A 19,280-nucleotide genomic window follows, 5' to 3' on the forward strand; every position below is an offset into this window, starting at 1 on the left:
TTTTGCTATATATGGATTAGTAGTTGTTTTTATTTTGCTTGCATAATTTTTTACCCAATCGCACTACTCAATTGAAACATAGGTAAGTACATTGCAACCAATAAAACAGCCACTAAAACCCCAACAAAAAGAATAATAAATGGCTCAAGAACAGTAGTCATTACCTTAGATTGCTGCACCACTTCCTGATTGTATTGTTCGCTAAGTTGCTTGAAAACATATTCTGTCTGGTTGGTTTCTTCGGCTACTTTTACAAGAGATATAATTCGGTTGTCGAAAAGGGGAGTATTCTTTAAACTGGCACTTAAACTGTTTCCTTTAAGAATGCTGTTTTCTACTTGTTCCAACGCTTCCTGAAGTGGTATAAAACGTATCATTTTTTTGACCATCTGAATACTATTTAATAAAGGAACCTTGGCAGTTGTTAGTAAAGTTACTGCCTGAGTAAATTGCGCCAGATAAACCTTGATCATAAAAGGCCCTAAAACCGGAATTTTGACTAAAAAATAATGCAGCGCTTTTTTATATTTATAATTTTCTTTAAAGAATTGTGTTGAAAAGATAAAAAGGAATATTCCAAGGAAAAAATAAAGTCCGTATGTTTTTGTCCAGACCGATAATTTTACAATCAGCTGTGTCAAAAACGGAAGTTCCATATTGTTTTGTTTGAAAATGTCTTGAAACATAGGAACTACATAACTCAACATAAAAACAACTACCAAAACCGCTGTGCTCAATACAATAGAAGGGTAGGTAAGCGCAGCGATTATAATTCTTTTCTGTTCGTTTTTACGTTCAAAAAAATAGCCAAGTTCCTGACAAACTTGTGCTGTCGTTCCGGTTTCTTCACCAATTTGAATTGAATAATATTCATACTCTGTAAATGATTTCGATTTTAATAATGCTTCTGAAAAAGGTTTTCCGTTTACAACATCATTGAGGATGGTTTGAATTAAATCTTTATCAGCATTTTTCTTTAATGACTCGATAATCAAGGATAAACCTTCCTTGAAACTAACTCCGGCTTTTAATAAAACAGCGAGTTCCAGATAAAATGCCTGTTTTTTTTTATTATTAAAACTTTCGCCAAAAAGCGTAATTTCTTTTTTTAGCAAGCTTTCAATACTGCTCGTACTTTTGGACTGAACAGCTTTTCTGCTGGGTGTATTTTCTATTTTAAAGGCCATTTTCCTGATTCATAAAAAAGGTTAAATCATTTTTTTTAGAAACAAAAATCTGATAATCGGGTAATTCTGTTTCAGCAAATATTGACAAAGCATCTATTTGTCCTTTCGTTATTTCTTTTCCCTTAAAAAAAGCTTTTTTAGGAATAATTTTCAATTTAATCGTATCAAGATTTCGCATACAAAACTTATCCTGAAATGAATAGGTTACTGTATCTATTTCCGAAGTCAGCAGTAATAACTGTTTAGAACTATCATACATTATATTGTGAGGTTCATTAAAGTCCTGCCAGAGTTTTTGCTCAAAAAGAGATAATGTGCTTGTTTTTTCAAAATTGTCCTGAATAGTATGAATTTGTTTTTGTACAATTCTCAAAACACTAAATGCCATACCTACTACAATAGCAGTTATAATCATAACTACTATCATTTCTGATAATGTAAATGATTTTAATTTTCCTGCTGCCATAATATTTGTTGTTTTGTAACTTCTTTTTTAGATACATTATTTAGTGCCGAAATTGAAATCATCTTTTTTGTTAAGACATTCTCTATTTCAATATTGATTTTCCATTCTTTATAATTTTCCTGATAAGGTAATTTTATATTGTTATTTTGAATTTCATATTCCAACTCGTTAATTCTGGTTTCGATACTGTGAGTATTTTTAGTGAAAGTATTAAAAACTAAATTGTTCAATATCAAACTGGCTACGATAAATATAATAACCACTAAAACAGTTGCCACAATAGCTTCGACCAGTGTTGCCGATTTTATTTTTTTTAGTACACCCATTTCAAAACAGTTTTAGGTTCTTGTTCTAAAATTATGCCTCCGTAAATTGGCGGTACAGTTTGGTTTTCGATAGTGGCATTATAAACATGGTTCATAAAAATTGATCCCGCCTGGTTTGCCACAAACTGCTTGGTATATACAGATCCTGAAACGATTCCTTTGATTTCAAAATTACCGTTGCAGTATACCTGTCCTTTGATTCTGGAATCTTTTTCTAATACAATCTGCGTTTGAAAATCTGATGTTTCTTTGGTTTGTAAATAGATAACACATCCTTTTACAATACTTTCTTCTCCTATAAAAATTTGATTTTCTGCCAGGGTATTTGAGTTGGAATTATCGATAACAGCATTTTTATTATCCTGAAACAAGAGAAGGGCAGAAGGATAGCTTAAATTACATTTTTTTCCTAATGAAATTTTTTTTGAGGCAATCGCCTGAAAAGTTCCAATAGTTTCGTCTTCAATTTCGATAATAGGTGCAATAAGCAATAAGTCATTTAATAAGGCGGTTTTTTTTACCTTAATAGCTGTTTCGGATTTGATAATTATATTGCCTGAAATGATTTTGTTTTCTATTGTTATGGCATTTTCAGAGTAAAATCCTTTTGTTTTTTCTTTAAAAGAATTAGTAATTTTTGTAGAAGAATTTAAATTGATATAATCTTCCTGATTAATTATTTTATACTCTTTTAAATAATAATTTGCAGTATCCAGAAAGGATTTTTCGGGTTTAGGAAGTTGTGCAGTACTTTTTTCGATGCGTCCGTAAACTAATTGTGTTCCATAATAACTATTTCCTGCAATATAACCTGAATTTACACCCTGAGTAGGTAAATAGGCAATGCCCTGTATTTTAGTACTGCCCACAACTGTTAATGCATTATGTGTTTCCTGCAAGAATACAGTTGGCGATTTATCGGCAATAATAAGAGAGCCTATGATCGCAGCTTTAGTAAATTTCTTTTTTCTGAATTGGGTTATAGTAATTCCTTTTTGAAAAACACCCCATTGTGACAAATGGGTTTTAATGGTTTGATTTTCTTTTTTTATAAAATCGATCCGGGCTGTATCAGTGCTTAATTCCTTTTGTTCCAATAGTGACTGAATCCCTATATCTGCAATCTGAATATTTTCAACAGCACCTTTCGACTGCTCTTTCATATAAATAAAAGTATAAGCATACAAAACCAAGCCGGCCAGGAGCAAAGCAATTAATACAGCAATAAAAACTGTAAATTGTAAGGCGCCGGATTTAATTTTTAACTTTAATTTCAATCTTGAATCATTATTAAATTAAGATTGCCTTTATATTTTACATATACAGACTCTTTATCGCCAGATTTAAGAAAAACTTCATTTTCTGTATCACCAATTTTCATATAGTAATTTTTATTATCTATGATGAGCATGTATATTGTATTTTTACTTTTTGCATCTGCAATTAAACCTTTATAAATTATATTTGGCCAAATTAAAGGCTCTGACTTTTTTGGTGTTCTTATCACTTTAGTCGACGTTTTTTTTGTGGCAGAAGCTTTTTCTGGATTGTACATTTTTCCTAAAAACGGATCGCGATAATTTACATTAACAATAAAGGGTTCCCTTTTGTTAACCTTTAACGGTTTAATGCTAAACTCAGGATTATCATCAGGGAGTATTTCATCGGAATTTGTAAAAGAAAATACCTGAAATAAAACCGCTCCCCAAACAAATAATACAAGAGGTAAAAGAATATATATGTTTTTCTTATTTTTCATTAAGACCTATTTTTGATCTAGTTCTTTCTCAATTTTTGCAATTCGCAAAGCTAAGGTTTTATAGTTTTTCATTTTACTACTTATTTTTGTTAGATTTTAAAATTAGAATATCTTTTTTTATTTCTATATTTTCTTTTTTGATATTTTCATTTTCTTTCTTCATCTCAATCATATAAAGTGTCATTTCTTCCATTTTTTTTAGAAGCGCCATATTCATTTCCGCCAGCATCAGACCATTTTTTTCAATTTCCTTTGCAGATGGTATTTCGGGTAAATGTTTATTTTCTTTAATATAATTTTCAACTTCTTCTAAAGTTTTTAATTGATAGTTGTTTTCGAAAACATAATCAGGAACTAGTGCCCCTAATAGATCAACCTTGACTTCTTGAGTGTGGATTTTTCCTTTTACGGTTAGTTTTTCATCAGGTGTTGTGGTTCCTATACCAACATTTGAGGTAAAATATGCATTCGGCTTTGATAAATCCCTTTTGTGCTTGCATATTCATCAACATATGTTTTAAAACTATGGGAAGGACCATTAGTTTCCTGATAGGGGAGAACATTTTGAATCCCATCATAAATTGTGGGATTTACAACATAATTTGATTGATAATAATATGTTGTATTGCCTCCACGTATCCATATGATTATACAACGACAGCTTCCTTTTTCCGAAGCATCTCTCCAGCCAGCAATAAAATTTTCATAAAGACCATTAAGCGCAGGTTTTACATTGGCATCAATAAAATAAGAACCGTATCCAAAATTGGTTACATGGTAATCAAAATTGGCCATTAAAGTTCCTCGAGATGTTGAGTTAAGATGAATATCACTTCTTCCTAACTTTAAATTAGTTGGTACATTTGTATTCCATCCTCCATCAAAAAAAGTGACAGGGTAAAATTTATCGATATCTCCGCCAACGTTAAAACTTCCAGAAGTCTGACTAAAAATATAGGTTGGAATACTAAGGAATATAATAATGTATAATTTTTTTTTCATTTACTTTGAGAAAACTGTTTTTTTAAGATTTTTTATTTCTTGATTTTGTTTTTCATTTTCTTTCTTCATTTCAATCATGTAAAGAGTCAATTCTTCAATTTTTTTAAGTAAAGCCATGTTCATTTCTGCCAGCATTAGTCCATTTTTCTCTATGTCATATGCAGAGGGAACTTCTGGTAAATGTTTATTTTCTCGGATATAATTTTCAACTTCTTCTAAAGTTTTAAGTTTATATTCGTTTTCAAAAACATAATCAGGAACTAATGGTCCAAGCATATCTACACGAACTTCCTGAGTATGGATTTTTCCTTTAACAGTTAATTTTTCATCTGGAGATATTGTTCCAATTCCCACATTATTAGCCATCACAAAAAAATTGTTCACTTGATGAGTTTCATTCATATTTGAGCTAAAGTCTTGGATGTCAGAAAGTACATCTGTATTGACAGCAGCTCCGTTTATCTGATAAGTAACAGATTTCATATTTTCACCAGTTGATTTTGTCCAGCCTGTAAATTTAAACCCCCAATTATGATAAGCATTTGAATAAGGGACATCAACAGCCAAATATTTTTTTCCACTGTAGATACAAGTTTTTAAAGCCCAGTTACTATTATTATCAAAGGATTTCATAAGTGCAGAAGTACTATTATATGCTGAAGAAGAATTTATTTCAATTATATTTATTCGGTTTCCCGCTCCCGAAGCACCTCTAAATGCGGTAATGGTACCTACAGCATTATTCATATTTATTAGTGTACCATTGTAAATCTCATGTAGTAAAATTAAATTTCTTGTATAATCGCCTCCGCTGCTACCAATGTCAATTATTTTATAATCCCCTGCTAAAGGTGTTGTTGACACTTGTGCATGTGTAAATGATGTGATGAGGAGTGATAGAATTATCAATTTTAATATTTTGTTCATTTTTTATATTTTATTTTTAGTAATAATAATTTTTTCATGTTGCTTATTTTATTTGTTTTAATTTAGATATGTCCTTTTTCATTTCTTCGTTTTCTTTTTTTATCTCAATTATATAGAGAGTTAATTCTTCCATTTTTTTAAGAAGTGCCATATTCATTTCCGCCAGCATCAGACCATTTTTTTCAATTTCTTTTGCAGATGGAATTTCAGGTAAATGTTTATTTTCCTTAATATATTTTTCAACTTCTTCTAAAGTTTTAAGCTTATATTCATTTTCAAAAACATAATCGGGAACTAATGGTCCTAGTAAATCAACCTTGACTTCCTGTGTGTGGATTTTTCCTTTTACGGTTAGTTTTTCATCTGGGCTAGGGGTACCGATACCTACATTTCCGTTTTGAATAGCTTTAATAGCAAGTGACGCACCATTTGAAGAAAAAACATTTCCGACATACAAATCCCAGTCAGATGTCATTGGAAGAAATTTAGAAACAGATGTATCATTGCCTGTATTGTTTAGTGCCGTAAAAGAATTATTTAAATTTAATGCAGTTACTTTTATATAAACAATTAGATTGTCAGTTGTTACTCCTAATGTGTTAATAGCTCTTATCCTAAATCTAGGATTTGCAGCCTCAGTATTGCAATCTACTGTAAAATTTATTGATGTACCTGTGTAAGGATTATTATTACTGCGTCCAACTTCTCTCCAAATTGCTGGATTAGCGTGAGATATTGCGGCTACATGAGTAGCTGCAGCTGCTATGTTTCCTCTTGTATAAGCGATTGAAATTTCGTAATAACCTCCTGCAAGAGATTTTGGACTTACTTTTAAAAATTCTACATAATCTCCTATAGTAAATCCAGCCGGAAAGGTAACGCTGGTCTCGTATTCTGTGAGATACATGTTTTTAATAAAAGAAGTGTCATATGATTTAGCAGAGAAGTTTGCCGTATAAGTAAAGAATAAGATAATAAAGAATAGTTTTTTCATTGAGTTATTATGTTTTTAATTTTGAGATAAATAAAAAGAGATTAAAGACATTAATTTATTATAAAATTAAAAACAGTACTTCTGGCACTTTGATTTCCAGCTTCATCAAATGATTTTATAAACCAGTAATAAGTTCCTTTTGTAAGTGTTTTATTATAAGGGTTTACAGCTCTATCCTTAAAATTTAAATTAGTTAAAGCGCTTTCATTATAAACATATATGCTGTCTCTTTCTGTACTTCCTGAAACAGGAGTTCTGTTCCATTGAAAATTAATACTTGTATTAGTTGTTGAGCTGGAATTTACAGGACTGGTAAGAATAGGAGTATTAGGTGCTTTTGTATCTATTAAAAGTAATCTGGAAGTGTAAAGGGTCTGTGCCGTTCCGTTACTAGCTCTTACTTTCCATGTGTACTTACCTTCGTCAAAAGTAAAATTAAGAAAAAGTGCTTCTGAATTTTGTTCTTTTACTAAAGTGTTATTTTCATCCAGAATTTGAAGCTGATAACCTGTTGCCCCAATAATAGAGTTCCAGGACAATTTCTGTAAAGCAGTTTTAGTAATTAGATTATTAGCTGGAGTTAATAGAATTACAGTATTATTTTGAAAATCATCATTATTTATGATTTCAAAGTTTCTTTTAAAATAAGCAGTTTCATAAGCACTGTTAACAGCCCTTACTCTCCATTCATATTTTCCAATATTTAACTGCTGTGTATAAGAGTTTTTAGCAACTAATGTATCTACTACTATTTGCTGTGGGGATTCAAAATTTGGAATGGCAATTTGTAATTGATATTTGTCTGCACTTTCGACAGTTTCCCATGAAAAAGTAACACCTGATGTAGATAAAGCAATATTGTTTCCAGGTGCTGTTAATACTACTTCTTCTTTTGATATATCATCAACCATTAATATTTCTTCGCAAGAAAAAAAGCTTAGAAAGATGAGAAGATAGAAATATTTAAATGAATTTTTTGTCATGATAATTGACTTATGTATATAATTAAAAAATAAGCGTTAAAGAAATTACATATCAAATAAATCTTTATTGTTTTTTCTCTCGCTTATTCGGCTTTTAGTAATTCCGGAGCAGCTATTATTTTCATTTACAATATCAGCCACATTCCAGGTTCCTTTTATTGATTTTATCCAGCAAAATGAGCTTACCTGATAGGCAACAATTGTTTCAGGATTAATATCAATAATGTCTGTTTTTTTTCCGGATTTAAACAGCGCAATTGTATATTTTTTGTATTGATTGTTAATTATATAATATACATCAGATTGTCTGATTTTTGCAATTTCCTCAACAGGAAGGCTTACTGCGAGACTTGAAATTATCTTTAAGTTTTGAGTATCGGTCAATAATTTTAAAACAGGAGCGTTATAATCGGCATTAATTTCCTGAATAAGACCAGCTATATCCAAAATTTTAATTGTTACCAATTCTGGTTTAACTGGCAAACTGTCTATAAAAGCAACTTTAGTCTGGCTTTGATTATATTTTGCTTTTGATTTATATATTTTATTTAATTTTTTGTTATAAGGAACAATACCAATTTCCACACGAATATTATTTTCCAATTTAGCTAAAGCTTTTGGCTCAAATGTATTTTGATTGTATGACAATTTTGATGTTCCAATATTTCCTAATTCAACGACCGAAGATGAGAATTTATAGTCGTCGTTTTTAATTTTGGTTGTCTGACAAGCGCCAAAAACAAAGAGCGCAAAGACAACAGCTTTTTTTAACATAATGCTTTTATTTATTTAGTTGAAAAAATATAATCATAAGAGAATGATTTTTAACAAATTTTGAACAAATCTACTAAATTGGATATAATTTAGTGTTAAATACAGATCTTTTATTTTGGTAAAAAATATTTTTAAAAATTATATTTGTGATGAAATATCTTATTTTTGCTTTTTAAATATAAATTATGAAACTTAAATTACTTATTCCGGCATTGATATTATGCTAACTTTTAAATGCCCAGATATTCTCAACAAATTTTACACCTGTAGGCTGGGAACATAATATTCTTTTTAATGCTGAAACTCGCTATACAGTGACACAAACTGGCCCTACCGCCAACTTGCCATTATTATTTGATGGAAGCATGTTTCCAAATCACATTTCAGGAGTCACACCTGATAATCCAGTAGTAATTCTTATAGAAGGATTGCCTAGTGCTCATACGCAGGCAGGTGCCTGGGTTGGATGGACCACACGATCTTTACCTGCAAGCAGATTTAAAATTGAAGGATATGATATATACAATTCGGCAAATGTATGGAGAGTTATTGCAGACAACTCTACTGTTGATTATAGTGGTTCTAATTTTTCGGTAAAAATACCAACTGCTGGAATTTATAGTAAGCTTAAATTTACTTTTTACAATGGTATTAATGGTGTCGTCGGCCTTTCTGAATTATTTTTTATTCATACCGAAGCTACAACTCCTTTTGCTGGTTTGTTGACACAATTGAAAACTAATTGGCAAAATAATGGTACAAATTTAACCTATAATTTGGGAAATGTAGGTATTGGAACAAGTTCACCTCAGAATAAACTTGATGTAAACGGGACAATCCATTCAAAAGAAGTAAAAGTAGATGTAAGCGGATGGCCAGATTATGTTTTCAAAAAACAGTATGATTTAGTAACTTTAGAACAAGTAGAAAAACATATAGCTGAAAAAGGTCATTTAGAGAATATTCCAAGTGAAGAAGAAGTCTTAAAAGGAGGAATAAGTCTAGGAGAAATGAATGCTAAACTTTTGCAGAAAATAGAAGAGCTTACTCTTTACATGATAGATTTAAATAAGAAAGTAAATGTAATTCAGGATAATAATGATAAACTTGTTAAGGAGAATAAGGCTTTAGTTAAAAAGATAGACAAGTTGGAAAAGAAGTAGTATTTTTGCAATATTTTTAAAATTATTAAGTGGATTTAGTAATCTTTAAAAATAAAAAATGCACGAGTCTTTTTTGACTTCGTGCATTTTTTTATGAACCATATTAATGTTTCTCAGATTATTTTTAAGGTTTTACTTATTCATGCTATTCTAAACTCAGTTAGTCTTAATTCTTTTTAAAGAATCTGTAGATGGTGCTTTTGCTTGCTTTGGTGCTTATTATAAATTTCTTTAAATCTTCATATTTCATTTTGTTGATTGATTAGTATATCGTTATTGGCAGATACAGGAACTCCATACAAGTTAGTCAAGCATCTTTACAATAAATACTAAACGAATCTGGAAAAGTGTAGCTTTTTGGCACTTTGTTTTCAAAAATATTTTTTTGACTGAATAAATAACTGTTCCAAAATGAGACACTGGTCAGGGAAATTTGAAAATGGCTGGAATTTTCACTTGAAGAACAGATGGTATCGGTTGGTATACGTACACAAGTCTGTTATGCGGGCAGGTAAATTGAAGGTCTAAATCTTGGATTGTGGTATTAAAACAGCTGATACAGGGAGACAGGTTGTTTGAATCCTAATTACTAGCCACAAGCTGACTTACCTAGCGGAAACAGGATCATATTAGTCCAAAAATCAGCATTTAGGTACATTAGGTTTTCTTATAAAAGCAAAAGCCACTCCGTTATGGAATGGCTTATAGATTCTCTTTGAGGGCACAGATTACAAATCTGCGCTATCGGAAGCGAAACACAGTGCATATCTCGCTCAACTTTGATCCCTCGGAGAATCATTCGAAAGAAAAACTGGCTGAAATTGCAGAGACCTATATGGAAAAACTGGGATTCGGCAGACAGCCTTACCTGGTGTATAAGCATTATGATACAGGGCATCCGCACTGCCATATCGTAACAAACAACATTCAGAGAGACGGAAAAAGAATCGATCTGCATTTACTGGGAATCAGAAAATCAGGACCTGCCCGAAAAGAAATTGAAGAAATGTTCGGGCTCGTAAAAGCCGAAGGAAGAAAGCATAAAGAACAATTTTCGTTAAATCCGATAGATGTCGGTAGAGTCCTATACGGAAAGCAGAGTCCAGAAAAGCTATCAATTCAGTTTTAAACAAGTTTTTATTTGATTATAAATATTCAAGCCTGCCTGAACTCAATGCAGTTTTAAACCTCTATAACGTTCATGCTGATAGAGGAAGTGAGGAATCGAGGGTTTTTAAAAATAATGGACTCCTTTACAAGATACTTGACCAGAATTCAAAACCGATAGGTGTGCCGATAAAAGCCAGCGAATTCTACAGCAGGCCGCCCTTAAAATTTCTGGAAGAAAAATTTAAAACTAATCACGCAGAGAAAGAGTCTTGTAAAAAAATATGTGAAAAATGTCATAAAATTGGCTTTCTTTCGTGAAAACATATTTTCTACTGAAAAATTATCCAAGATATTAGAAGCTGAAAGCATCCATATGATACTAAGAAAAAGCAGTGAAGGACAGGTGTATGGAATAACTTATGTAGACTATAAAACCAGATCCGTTTTTAACGGAAGCAGTCTGGGAAAAGAATTCAGTGCAAAAGGAATTCAGGAAAGCTGTGCAATGAACATTCTTGCATTTGAACGAAAGCATCAAAATTCTGTTTCAACAAATTCTGCGAACTTTCAGGATTTTGAATCAAGAGCGTATATAAAAGAAAATCTTACCGAGATTTTGCTTCGTGGTGAAAAAGTAAACGATTATGTATCGAAACAATTTAAACAAAAGAAGAGAAAGATTCGAAGAGTTATTTAAAAATAAACAATATTAAAATATTTAAGGTGTATAAATACACCCTAAATATCTTTGAATAATTTACAACTAAAAAAGAATAATTTTCTCTTTTAGAAAATTAGACATTATAAAGTATCTTGATCCTTTGCCCAAGCAGGCAACTCTTTACTTTTAACTATCGGATCATCATTTTTCACTCCATATTTTATCGTAAAATACTTCTTTTTATGAAATCCACCACTCTTCGCAAAATAAAAATTAGGAAAAATTGATATATATTTATTATAATCTAACGTCGCTTCGTTATATTCTGCTATAACATTATTAGATTTTATATCTAATTCTTTTAATTCTTGTAAAATTTTATAAGCAATAGTTTGATTCGAAGTACTATCAACCGAATGGTTACTCAAAATTTTCAAATATTCCTTATTTATATCGTACTGTAATTTAACGAATTGAATTGAGCAACTCTCTGTATATAATTTATATTTTTCTTTATTCTTATGTAACACATTTTCTAAAGTATCATTTGCGTCTTTATTAGTAGAATCTAAAAAATTTTCTAATAATTTTTGTCGATCATTACTATAATTATACAGCTCTGACCATTTTTCAGTTGCTATTTTATTTTTATTAGTTAAATTTTCAACTACTACATTTTTATAAAAATGAATCGATAGAAAAATAATAACTATTATACTAACAATTATTATAAATACGTATTTAAAAGTCTTTTTCATATTTTGATTATAAATTTATTTTAATTATTTATCGCCATAATACCCTCCAGATCCGCCACCACTAAATCCACCCACCTCAGGGCCTTTGTCGGCAGGATCTATTCTTCTATTATAGTAGACATTTTTATCTAATCCTTTTATTGTCAAAGCAATGGAATTATTTTGAATCTGTAAACCGACAGCTTTTGCTCCAATAGCAGCGGAAATTCGTATAACATAGCTATCAACTAACTTTCCGCCTTCACCTTGAGCATCTTCTTTTATTTGTTTAACGATAGAAAGAACATTACTGTATACTTCACTAACTTCTTTGGCCTGTTGATTGCCATATGTATCAACCATAGATTCCCTAATATTAGTTAAAAGATCACCTGCTTCCGTAGTCTCAATTAAGGCTTCCATAACAAATGAATAGGCCATAATTAATCTTTCATTGTAAGCATGTCTATTAGCAAGTTTATTTGCTAGTGCCGTTTTTTGCTTGTCAATTTTTGACCCTATTTTATTGAAAAATTTACCAACTATTGACGTCGGTTCTTTCGGTTTATGTCCAAATCCAGGACCATCTCCAGGACCATAAGTCTCTTCTTGATTTTCTTCTGTGTTGGCAGTACGTCCATTACTGCCTGTCGCTGTACCATCGTTATTGAATGTCCATTTTGTTTCTTTGTCATTGTCCGATTTACTAATTAAATCATCTATTACCGACTTTGCCAGCATTCCATCAGGATCAACATATCTTACTGGGTTACTATAACAATAAGAATATGGTGACCACCTTCTTGACAATTCTGACAATGCGTCTATATTCATCCAGCGTCCTAAAGCGGGATCATAATTTCTTGCTGTATAGTCATACATGTTAAGTCCCAGCTCGTCTTGAAGCTCTTTTCCGTTATACTTATACTTATTATCAACACCATTTATACCATTATTATAACCTTTATGCATTAAACCAAAAGCGTAATAATTATTTTCCTGAACAATTTCGCTCTTATTAACCACTCCATTATTGTCTTTATCCTGATAACTTAAACGGATATTGCCTAAGTGATCTTTGTATTGGTAAATATAATTATAAATTCCTGTATTATAAGTAATGTATCCTTCAGGTTGAGAGAATTGTTTAAGACTATTATTTTCATAAATAAAACTTCCTGCATAATCGGTGCTTCCACCTGTGCTAATCGTTTTACGTTGTTTTATACCAGTTGCATCGTAAAAATAACTTATGGTGCCCCCGTTTAGACTTACAGATGTAGGTAGGTTTAAATGATTGTAACTTATAGCTGTAATACCTTTGTTGGCGTCAGTTTTCATGTTGCCATTATTGTCATAAGTATATTCGATTGGAATATTTGCTCCATTACTAAAACCTTCTGTGCTTCCAGAACTATCTTCTACCTTGTCAAGCCTGTTTCCTGTATAAGTATAAGTAAGATTGTCCATAGTTCCAAATGTTGTTGCAGCTGTATTAATATGTCCGAGCCTTAAAATGCTCTTGATATTACTATTCTTATCGTAGCTTAAACCTTCGTTATACCTTCCAGGATTTAAAGCTGAATTGTCTATAGCTTGCGTTAATCTGTTTAGTGCATCGTAAGTATATGTGTAGTTTTTCAGACTATTATCATCAATATTCACTGTTTTCCAGGAAGTCTGACTTATATTGCCATTATACAATTTCTTTGAAGAATCAGTAATATCATTGTAATTGATTTGAAAGGCAAACAAATTAGTACCAATTGCATATATATTATTAATACCTTTTAGCCATCCTCTAATATTGTAATTGTAGGTAACGTTTTGTAAACGAGACTGATTTATTTTTCCTCCAACGCCTTTAGAAATTAATTGTCCTAATTTATCATAGGTATTATTTGCAATTATTTCTTTTGTTTGATTGTTTATAGATTGGCTCTGTGTTAATACACGACCAGCGTGATCGTATGAATACGAATCTACAATAGTAATTAGAGCATCAGTACCTTTTTTATGGGTACTGGTTGTTTCTAAAATCTTACCTCCAAAATCAAGCTGGGTTTTTACCGTAGCTATACTATTTAAAAAATTATTTTTATTATAATCATATATAGTCCTGCCTTTATTGTCATAATAATGTACACTTGTTATCCAATTACTGGTTCCTAGAACTCGTACTTTAGAACAAGTAGATAATCCTTTAGCATTAGAAATAGGAGTAATACCATAAGATGAAACTGATGTTCCGCCATCTAAATCAATATTAGTGTAATCGTCATAATAATTTATGGTAAATAAATCTATACCTGAATTAGGAAAAGCACTATTTGAGTAATACAAATTTGTACCAAGAATATTTAAAGCAGAAGTTTGTTTGTTCTCAACGACTGTGTTGCTATTATCTGCAAGTGTCTGAACAGCTATTCTGGTAATATCCGTAGTATTAACATATTCTCCTGTGTAAACAGGTCTGTTTAATGCATCATATTTAGTAAAAAGCCATTTTTTATTCACTCTTAAATTTGCATCTTGTGTTAGTATGGGCCTGTCTAGTTTATCATATACGATATACTCCCAATCTTTACCAGGTAATTTTTTTTCAATAAGTCTGTTTTTTACATCATATTTATATTGATAACATAAATTATTCAAAATAACCGGATCAGGCTCAGTACTGCTATTGATACAATTTGTAGGGAGATTAACTGTAAAAGTAGACGAAAACTCTGTAGATGGAGCTCCTGTAACACTAGTCAGTTTTAATTTTCCATTTACAATACTGGCATTATAATCTCCATTTGATATTAACCCCAAATTCATATCTGGGAGGGTGCAAGGAGTAGTTGGTAAATCTTGTGGAGTATTACTTAAAAACGAAGTGTTATAACCGCCACTAAAAACAACTTTTAAAACATTATTTGTAATGGTTACATAAACGGAACCTCCTCCGCTTGTAGTTCCCGAAAAAATAGACTGATTAAAAGTTTTACTAAAATCATCATAACCTGATGCAGATGGATTTGTTACAAACAATGCATCAGTATCTGCCAAAGGGGGTATAACAGTAATTAAATTACCATACTCATCATAGATATAATAAGTATCATGAGTTACATTCGTTAATACATCATTGACTTTTGATGCGCCAAAGGTTCTTTTTAATACTAAATGGCCTTCTTTGTCCATGAATTCGTGTATTGTTTTATTATTTCCATCAGCAGGAACCCAGTTTTCATCCTTAGTTATTTTTTTATTTAATGAACCAGTGGGATAATAAGGCGAAGCATAAATTTTCGAATCAATAATTGATGAGCCTATTTGAGAAGTTACATAATATTGTTTGACTTCGTTTGCCTGATTAGTTTGATATTCAAGTTTTATTTCGTGTCCATTTCCTAAAGCCCAATCAGAACCTGGAAATCCTTGTTTTATTATTCTGTTGAGAGGAGATCTTTCAAATTCTTTTTCTGAAAAAGGATTTGGTTTAGAGCTATTGATATCGGCAGAATAATTTGCGATATAATAGCTATTCGTATTCGAAATTGCATTATTTCGATATGAAGCTAGATTTACAGAAGTATCCATATACGGAAGAAATTCTTTTCTTTGTCTTCCTATAGAATCATATGATATTGATGTTACAATGTCCTGAATTGAAGGAGAAGCCTTAATGCCGATATTTTGCATAGGCCTGCCTAGTCCGTCAAAATACGTAATAGTTTCTATTACATCACTATTTTTTGTAATATCAGAAGGTAAAGTCATTGGTGCTTGGAATGTTCTCGTATAAATATAATTTTCATTACTTAATGAAATACTTCGGTAAGCATCTGATTCTATTTTAGCAACAAAAGTACTTCCAACTTTAATCCAAGTGTTTGGTTTTAAAGTTATACTTTCTGATGCAGTAAGTGTTTCTGAGCCTGTAACGGTATAATTGTTGTCTTTAACAATAGTAATTGGAGTTTGAGCATTACTATTAACTCCAACAATTAGTAATATAAACAAAAGTGTATATTTTAATATATTCTTCATTTTGAATATTAGTTTTTATAGTGATATTGATTTTCTGAAATTAATCTATCCTGGGCATCCTTGATAGAAATTAATTTTCCAAAACTGTCATAATTATACTTGATAATATCGCCTTTAGGATCCGTAATTGTACTAACTCCTACTAAAGGAATGTGTGTATAAGTCGTAATCATGCTGTTTGACAATGAAGAATTATTTCGTAGATTATTTATTGCTATCAAATTAGTTTCATTATAAGTATTCAATGTAGTAGTAGTAATTCCTAATGCAGCAGCTACCTGAGCATAAGTTGCATTTTCTATTTTTGCGATGGGAACTGTTTTATTGTAACCCCAGATAAAGACAGTGTAAATAGCATCTTTAGAATGAAACTCCACCAAATTACCGGTCGTATCATAAGTATCATAAAAGACTGATTTTTGATTTACAGAATTTCCAAAAGGAGAAACGTCTATTTTTTTAGGAACAGTTATACCTGATACTTCATCGTATGAATAGTTCACAGTTTCTTTAATTTTGCCATTAGTACTAACAGTTGTGAAATCTGGAAGATTAAAAATGTTTTTAGTAAAATCGGAGGCATAACTATTTTGCTCTTTATAAAATTCTCCTGCCTTATTAGATTTTATTATTTTTGAGATTAAACGATAAGTATTGTATTCATAATCGGTGGTGGTTTTTATAGTGTCTGTGGCAAAATAATTACTTTCAATTTGTTTTTTCAACAAAGTTTGTTTACCAAATAGAGGATAAAAACTTACCTGATAACGATCTAAGCTTGTAATGCTTCCATCTGACATATATTGAAAGAAAGTTCCATAATAACTTACTTTGGCCCCATAATCGACTGTACTTCTAAGTTTATAATATTCAAAATTTGTTTCTTTAACTTTTGTGCTCTGTGAGTTGAAAACAGACTCATTTAAAACGCTGCCATTGTCAATATCATCATTACTGAAGCTGTAATTGTTCATCGTTTTAACATTATCAAGATAAACCACGTTTTCTGCTCTATTTTGAAATGCCTTTTTAATAAAACCATTATTTACATTGCTAAACTCAGTTATTTTAACTGTGCCATAACCAACATAATTAGATATTCCATTTGGGGATACATTAAAATAATTATTTGAAGATAAACGGTCTACTTTAACAGAATATAAATATCCTGTAGAACTTGGATGACTTGCTGTATTGCCATAAGAATTAGTCCTCGCAGTCAAAAGAGGGAGCATGGTTTTTCCTTCAAAATATTCATAAGTTTTTGCACTAGAAAAAGAGTTGTTTGAATCAAAATTTGTAATTTTTTTTATTCTTAATCCATTTCCTTTTGTTTTTACTTGAGAATCGTCTTGTATTGAATAAAATAAATTATTAGCCTCATTTAATTCGTACTCAAAAATAGTATAGCCTTTGGTAGGATATGTTATTCTTTCTAATATTGAGGCCTTTGCAAATGTCTCATTAGCGTTTAAATTATTTCCATTATCTCCTATAAAACTATAATATTTAAAATGAGTTGGATTTGGTATAATAGATGTATTCTGACTGCTTCCGTTGTAGTATCCCCAGTAGTCTATCGCAAACGAATTTTTTTGTGGTAAATTTTGATTGTTATATGTAAAATCATATTGTTGATCGTTGATTATAACTGAATTGAGTTTTAGCCTGTAAATGTTTGTATTTGGATTGACATTAGCCTGATATTCTGTAAAAACATTTGTTGATGTTACAGCATTAAAATAAGAATATGCAAATTTGACACTTTGGATTTTGCGATTACTCGGATTATTTAATACTATAGAATCTAATTTTTTAGATAGTGGATGATCAGTTCTATTGGAATAATAAAAATTTAATTTTCCTTCGTTAGATGTTATCGAACTTATTAGTTTAACATTTTGTTTTGAGAGATTATAAAATGTTTTGAGATATTCCCCATTGCTTCCTTCAGCAGGAATAAAAACGTAATCTGGATAAGAAGTTTGTGACTGTCCAAAATAATCTAATGTGACTTTATTGAACGGTCGGTAGGAAGTATGTACTTTTGAATCTACTTTTGATTTTGTAAATTCCTGGGAATAAGAAGGATTATTACTAACATTAGCAATATTTATATAATCAATAACAGTTTCTTTTTTATTTGGCTCAATAATTTTAGTTAATTTCCAAGATCTTGAATCTACAGATTTTTCAATGGAAGGAACTGAGCTTTCATTTTTTATATTTTCTAGCGCATTGAATTCGTATATGGTTCCTGTTGGAGCAGTAATAATAATTTTAATTTCATCTTTACTGACATACGTAAGTGATATTAGGTATCCAACTTTATTTAAAACTTTAAATGATAAGGTATTAGAAGTTGTAGAAAAATCATTTATAAATGTTAATGAATGGCCTAAAAAATTGGCTGTAAAAACATCAGGTTCAGAATCAAAATTTCCATTTTTAATAACATCATTTGTTGGGGTAAATATTCCATTACTAATAGTATATCCTTCATAGGTTAACTTATTTCCAATCATTATAGGTATCTCTGAAAGCTTAGGATAAGAAGTCCCATCAGGATCACATCCTTGAAATTGATTATACCTAAAAGAACATGAATATGGATAATCTGAAGGGTAAACATAACCTTGAAAATCAGGTCTCTGTTTAAAGTATTGAAAATAAAAAGGTTGCAAGTCATCAATATCATTAATACTCTGTACTATTGTTCCTAGATTCATATCCCAGCCCAAGCCAACAATTCCAGGTTCATCATTAACTCTATTGCCGCTTGTAGCAGTATAAGTAAGATTAAGAGGAATTTGAGAAAGTTGTACTAATGGGATGCTAATATTGGCAGATCCATTGTACTCATTTAGTCCTATTTCCTGAAATTTAAATAAGGATGCTGCACTTGGAGTTAAAGGCGCATTTGGCATATATTTTTTTTGAATTTCTGCACCAGTTACAGTTTGTGCTGAAATATTTATAGCAGTAATAAATACTAAAGCACAAAAGATTTTAATTTTTAAAGACATGTTAATTTGGTAATTTGCTGATTATCCGTTTATTGTTTGAATTTAATAATTACATAAATTCGAAGGCAATGATACTATATTTTTCATTGTATTTTAATTTATTTTTAACAAATTTTTTCTTATAATT

General features: G+C 30.7%; 17 protein-coding genes. 3 read left to right on the top strand and 14 right to left on the bottom strand.

The window, feature by feature from the left end:
- Positions 1-50: 50 nt before the first annotated feature.
- The 11 genes from ASE21_RS21155 to ASE21_RS21200 form a co-directional block, all read right to left on the bottom strand.
- A complete protein-coding gene (locus tag ASE21_RS21155; RefSeq protein ID WP_057124708.1) occupies positions 51-1,187 on the bottom strand; it encodes a type II secretion system F family protein in 1,137 nt (378 codons plus the stop codon).
- Positions 1,177-1,653, bottom strand: a complete 477-nt coding sequence (locus ASE21_RS21160; RefSeq protein ID WP_057124709.1) for a type II secretion system protein J — start codon at positions 1,651-1,653, stop codon at positions 1,177-1,179. The genes ASE21_RS21155 and ASE21_RS21160 overlap by 11 nt, the downstream gene beginning before the upstream one ends.
- Positions 1,635-1,979: a hypothetical protein gene (locus ASE21_RS21165; RefSeq protein WP_057124710.1), complete on the bottom strand. Its 345-nt coding sequence runs from the start codon at positions 1,977-1,979 to the stop codon at positions 1,635-1,637. Before ASE21_RS21165 ends, ASE21_RS21160 begins: the two co-directional genes overlap by 19 nt.
- A complete protein-coding gene (locus ASE21_RS21170; RefSeq protein WP_057124711.1) occupies positions 1,967-3,256 on the bottom strand; it encodes a hypothetical protein in 1,290 nt (429 codons plus the stop codon). Before ASE21_RS21170 ends, ASE21_RS21165 begins: the two co-directional genes overlap by 13 nt.
- Positions 3,253-3,738 (bottom strand): hypothetical protein, encoded by a 486-nt coding sequence (locus tag ASE21_RS21175; protein WP_057124712.1) that lies wholly within the window; start codon positions 3,736-3,738, stop codon positions 3,253-3,255. The genes ASE21_RS21170 and ASE21_RS21175 overlap by 4 nt, the downstream gene beginning before the upstream one ends.
- A gap of 76 nt (positions 3,739-3,814) precedes the next feature.
- A complete protein-coding gene (locus ASE21_RS22360; RefSeq protein ID WP_242410318.1) occupies positions 3,815-3,967 on the bottom strand; it encodes a hypothetical protein in 153 nt (50 codons plus the stop codon).
- Positions 3,968-4,176: 209 nt separating this feature from the next.
- The gene (locus tag ASE21_RS21180; protein WP_057124713.1) at positions 4,177-4,740 is read right to left on the bottom strand and encodes a hypothetical protein; all 564 of its coding nucleotides are present in this window, start codon (positions 4,738-4,740) and stop codon (positions 4,177-4,179) included.
- Positions 4,741-5,667, bottom strand: coding sequence for a tail fiber protein (locus ASE21_RS21185; RefSeq protein WP_128414739.1), 927 nt, complete (start codon positions 5,665-5,667; stop codon positions 4,741-4,743).
- Positions 5,668-5,710: 43 nt separating this feature from the next.
- Entirely contained in the window at positions 5,711-6,661 is a 951-nt protein-coding gene (locus ASE21_RS21190) for a tail fiber protein (protein WP_057124715.1), read from the bottom strand.
- Positions 6,662-6,711: 50 nt separating this feature from the next.
- Complete coding sequence (locus tag ASE21_RS21195) at positions 6,712-7,644, bottom strand: hypothetical protein (protein ID WP_242410319.1); 933 nt, start codon at positions 7,642-7,644, stop codon at positions 6,712-6,714.
- Positions 7,645-7,689: 45 nt separating this feature from the next.
- Positions 7,690-8,418, bottom strand: coding sequence for a hypothetical protein (locus ASE21_RS21200; RefSeq protein ID WP_057124717.1), 729 nt, complete (start codon positions 8,416-8,418; stop codon positions 7,690-7,692).
- Between the two features lie 365 nt (positions 8,419-8,783).
- Between ASE21_RS21200 and ASE21_RS21205 the strand changes: the two genes are divergently transcribed.
- The 3 genes from ASE21_RS21205 (at position 8,784) to ASE21_RS22370 (ending at position 11,388) form a co-directional block, all read left to right on the top strand.
- Positions 8,784-9,581, top strand: a complete 798-nt coding sequence (locus ASE21_RS21205) for a hypothetical protein (RefSeq protein ID WP_057124718.1) — start codon at positions 8,784-8,786, stop codon at positions 9,579-9,581.
- Positions 9,582-10,278: 697 nt separating this feature from the next.
- Complete coding sequence (locus ASE21_RS22365; RefSeq protein ID WP_242410320.1) at positions 10,279-10,710, top strand: relaxase/mobilization nuclease domain-containing protein; 432 nt, start codon at positions 10,279-10,281, stop codon at positions 10,708-10,710.
- 354 nt (positions 10,711-11,064) lie between these two features.
- Positions 11,065-11,388 carry a hypothetical protein gene (locus ASE21_RS22370; RefSeq protein WP_242410321.1) on the top strand — a complete coding sequence of 108 codons (324 nt, stop codon included), beginning with the start codon at positions 11,065-11,067 and terminating at the stop codon, positions 11,386-11,388.
- Positions 11,389-11,492: 104 nt separating this feature from the next.
- On the opposite strand, the gene ASE21_RS21215 is transcribed toward ASE21_RS22370, so the two are convergent.
- From ASE21_RS21215 to ASE21_RS21225, 3 genes are read right to left on the bottom strand one after another with little or no spacing between them, the layout of a single operon-like run.
- Entirely contained in the window at positions 11,493-12,110 is a 618-nt protein-coding gene (locus ASE21_RS21215) for a LemA family protein (protein ID WP_057124719.1), read from the bottom strand.
- A 24-nt stretch (positions 12,111-12,134) separates the two neighbouring features.
- On the bottom strand, positions 12,135-16,127 hold the full coding sequence (locus ASE21_RS21220; RefSeq protein ID WP_057124720.1) for a DUF6443 domain-containing protein: 3,993 nt from the start codon (positions 16,125-16,127) through the stop codon (positions 12,135-12,137).
- Positions 16,128-16,135: 8 nt separating this feature from the next.
- Complete coding sequence (locus tag ASE21_RS21225) at positions 16,136-19,153, bottom strand: hypothetical protein (RefSeq protein ID WP_057124721.1); 3,018 nt, start codon at positions 19,151-19,153, stop codon at positions 16,136-16,138.
- Positions 19,154-19,280: the final 127 nt, after the last annotated feature.

This window comes from Flavobacterium sp. Root901, assembly GCF_001429765.1.
Classification (GTDB): Bacteria; Bacteroidota; Bacteroidia; order Flavobacteriales; family Flavobacteriaceae; genus Flavobacterium.

What these genes read in the sequence shown, in the direction of transcription:
- ASE21_RS21155 (WP_057124708.1), bottom strand. Translation starts at nt 1,187, where the DNA reads ATGGCCTTTAAAATAGAAAATACACCCAGCAGAAAAGCTGTTCAGTCC.
- ASE21_RS21160 (WP_057124709.1), bottom strand. Translation starts at nt 1,653, where the DNA reads ATGGCAGCAGGAAAATTAAAATCATTTACATTATCAGAAATGATAGTA.
- ASE21_RS21165 (WP_057124710.1), bottom strand. Translation starts at nt 1,979, where the DNA reads ATGGGTGTACTAAAAAAAATAAAATCGGCAACACTGGTCGAAGCTATT.
- ASE21_RS21175 (WP_057124712.1), bottom strand. Translation starts at nt 3,738, where the DNA reads ATGAAAAATAAGAAAAACATATATATTCTTTTACCTCTTGTATTATTT.
- ASE21_RS22360 (WP_242410318.1), bottom strand. Translation starts at nt 3,967, where the DNA reads ATGCTGGCGGAAATGAATATGGCGCTTCTAAAAAAAATGGAAGAAATG.
- ASE21_RS21180 (WP_057124713.1), bottom strand. Translation starts at nt 4,740, where the DNA reads ATGAAAAAAAAATTATACATTATTATATTCCTTAGTATTCCAACCTAT.
- ASE21_RS21185 (WP_128414739.1), bottom strand. Translation starts at nt 5,667, where the DNA reads ATGAACAAAATATTAAAATTGATAATTCTATCACTCCTCATCACATCA.
- ASE21_RS21190 (WP_057124715.1), bottom strand. Translation starts at nt 6,661, where the DNA reads ATGAAAAAACTATTCTTTATTATCTTATTCTTTACTTATACGGCAAAC.
- ASE21_RS21195 (WP_242410319.1), bottom strand. Translation starts at nt 7,644, where the DNA reads ATGACAAAAAATTCATTTAAATATTTCTATCTTCTCATCTTTCTAAGC.
- ASE21_RS21200 (WP_057124717.1), bottom strand. Translation starts at nt 8,418, where the DNA reads ATGTTAAAAAAAGCTGTTGTCTTTGCGCTCTTTGTTTTTGGCGCTTGT.
- ASE21_RS21205 (WP_057124718.1), top strand. Translation starts at nt 8,784, where the DNA reads ATGTTTCCAAATCACATTTCAGGAGTCACACCTGATAATCCAGTAGTA.
- ASE21_RS22365 (WP_242410320.1), top strand. Translation starts at nt 10,279, where the DNA reads ATGGCTTATAGATTCTCTTTGAGGGCACAGATTACAAATCTGCGCTAT.
- ASE21_RS22370 (WP_242410321.1), top strand. Translation starts at nt 11,065, where the DNA reads ATGATACTAAGAAAAAGCAGTGAAGGACAGGTGTATGGAATAACTTAT.
- ASE21_RS21215 (WP_057124719.1), bottom strand. Translation starts at nt 12,110, where the DNA reads ATGAAAAAGACTTTTAAATACGTATTTATAATAATTGTTAGTATAATA.
- ASE21_RS21220 (WP_057124720.1), bottom strand. Translation starts at nt 16,127, where the DNA reads ATGAAGAATATATTAAAATATACACTTTTGTTTATATTACTAATTGTT.
- ASE21_RS21225 (WP_057124721.1), bottom strand. Translation starts at nt 19,153, where the DNA reads ATGTCTTTAAAAATTAAAATCTTTTGTGCTTTAGTATTTATTACTGCT.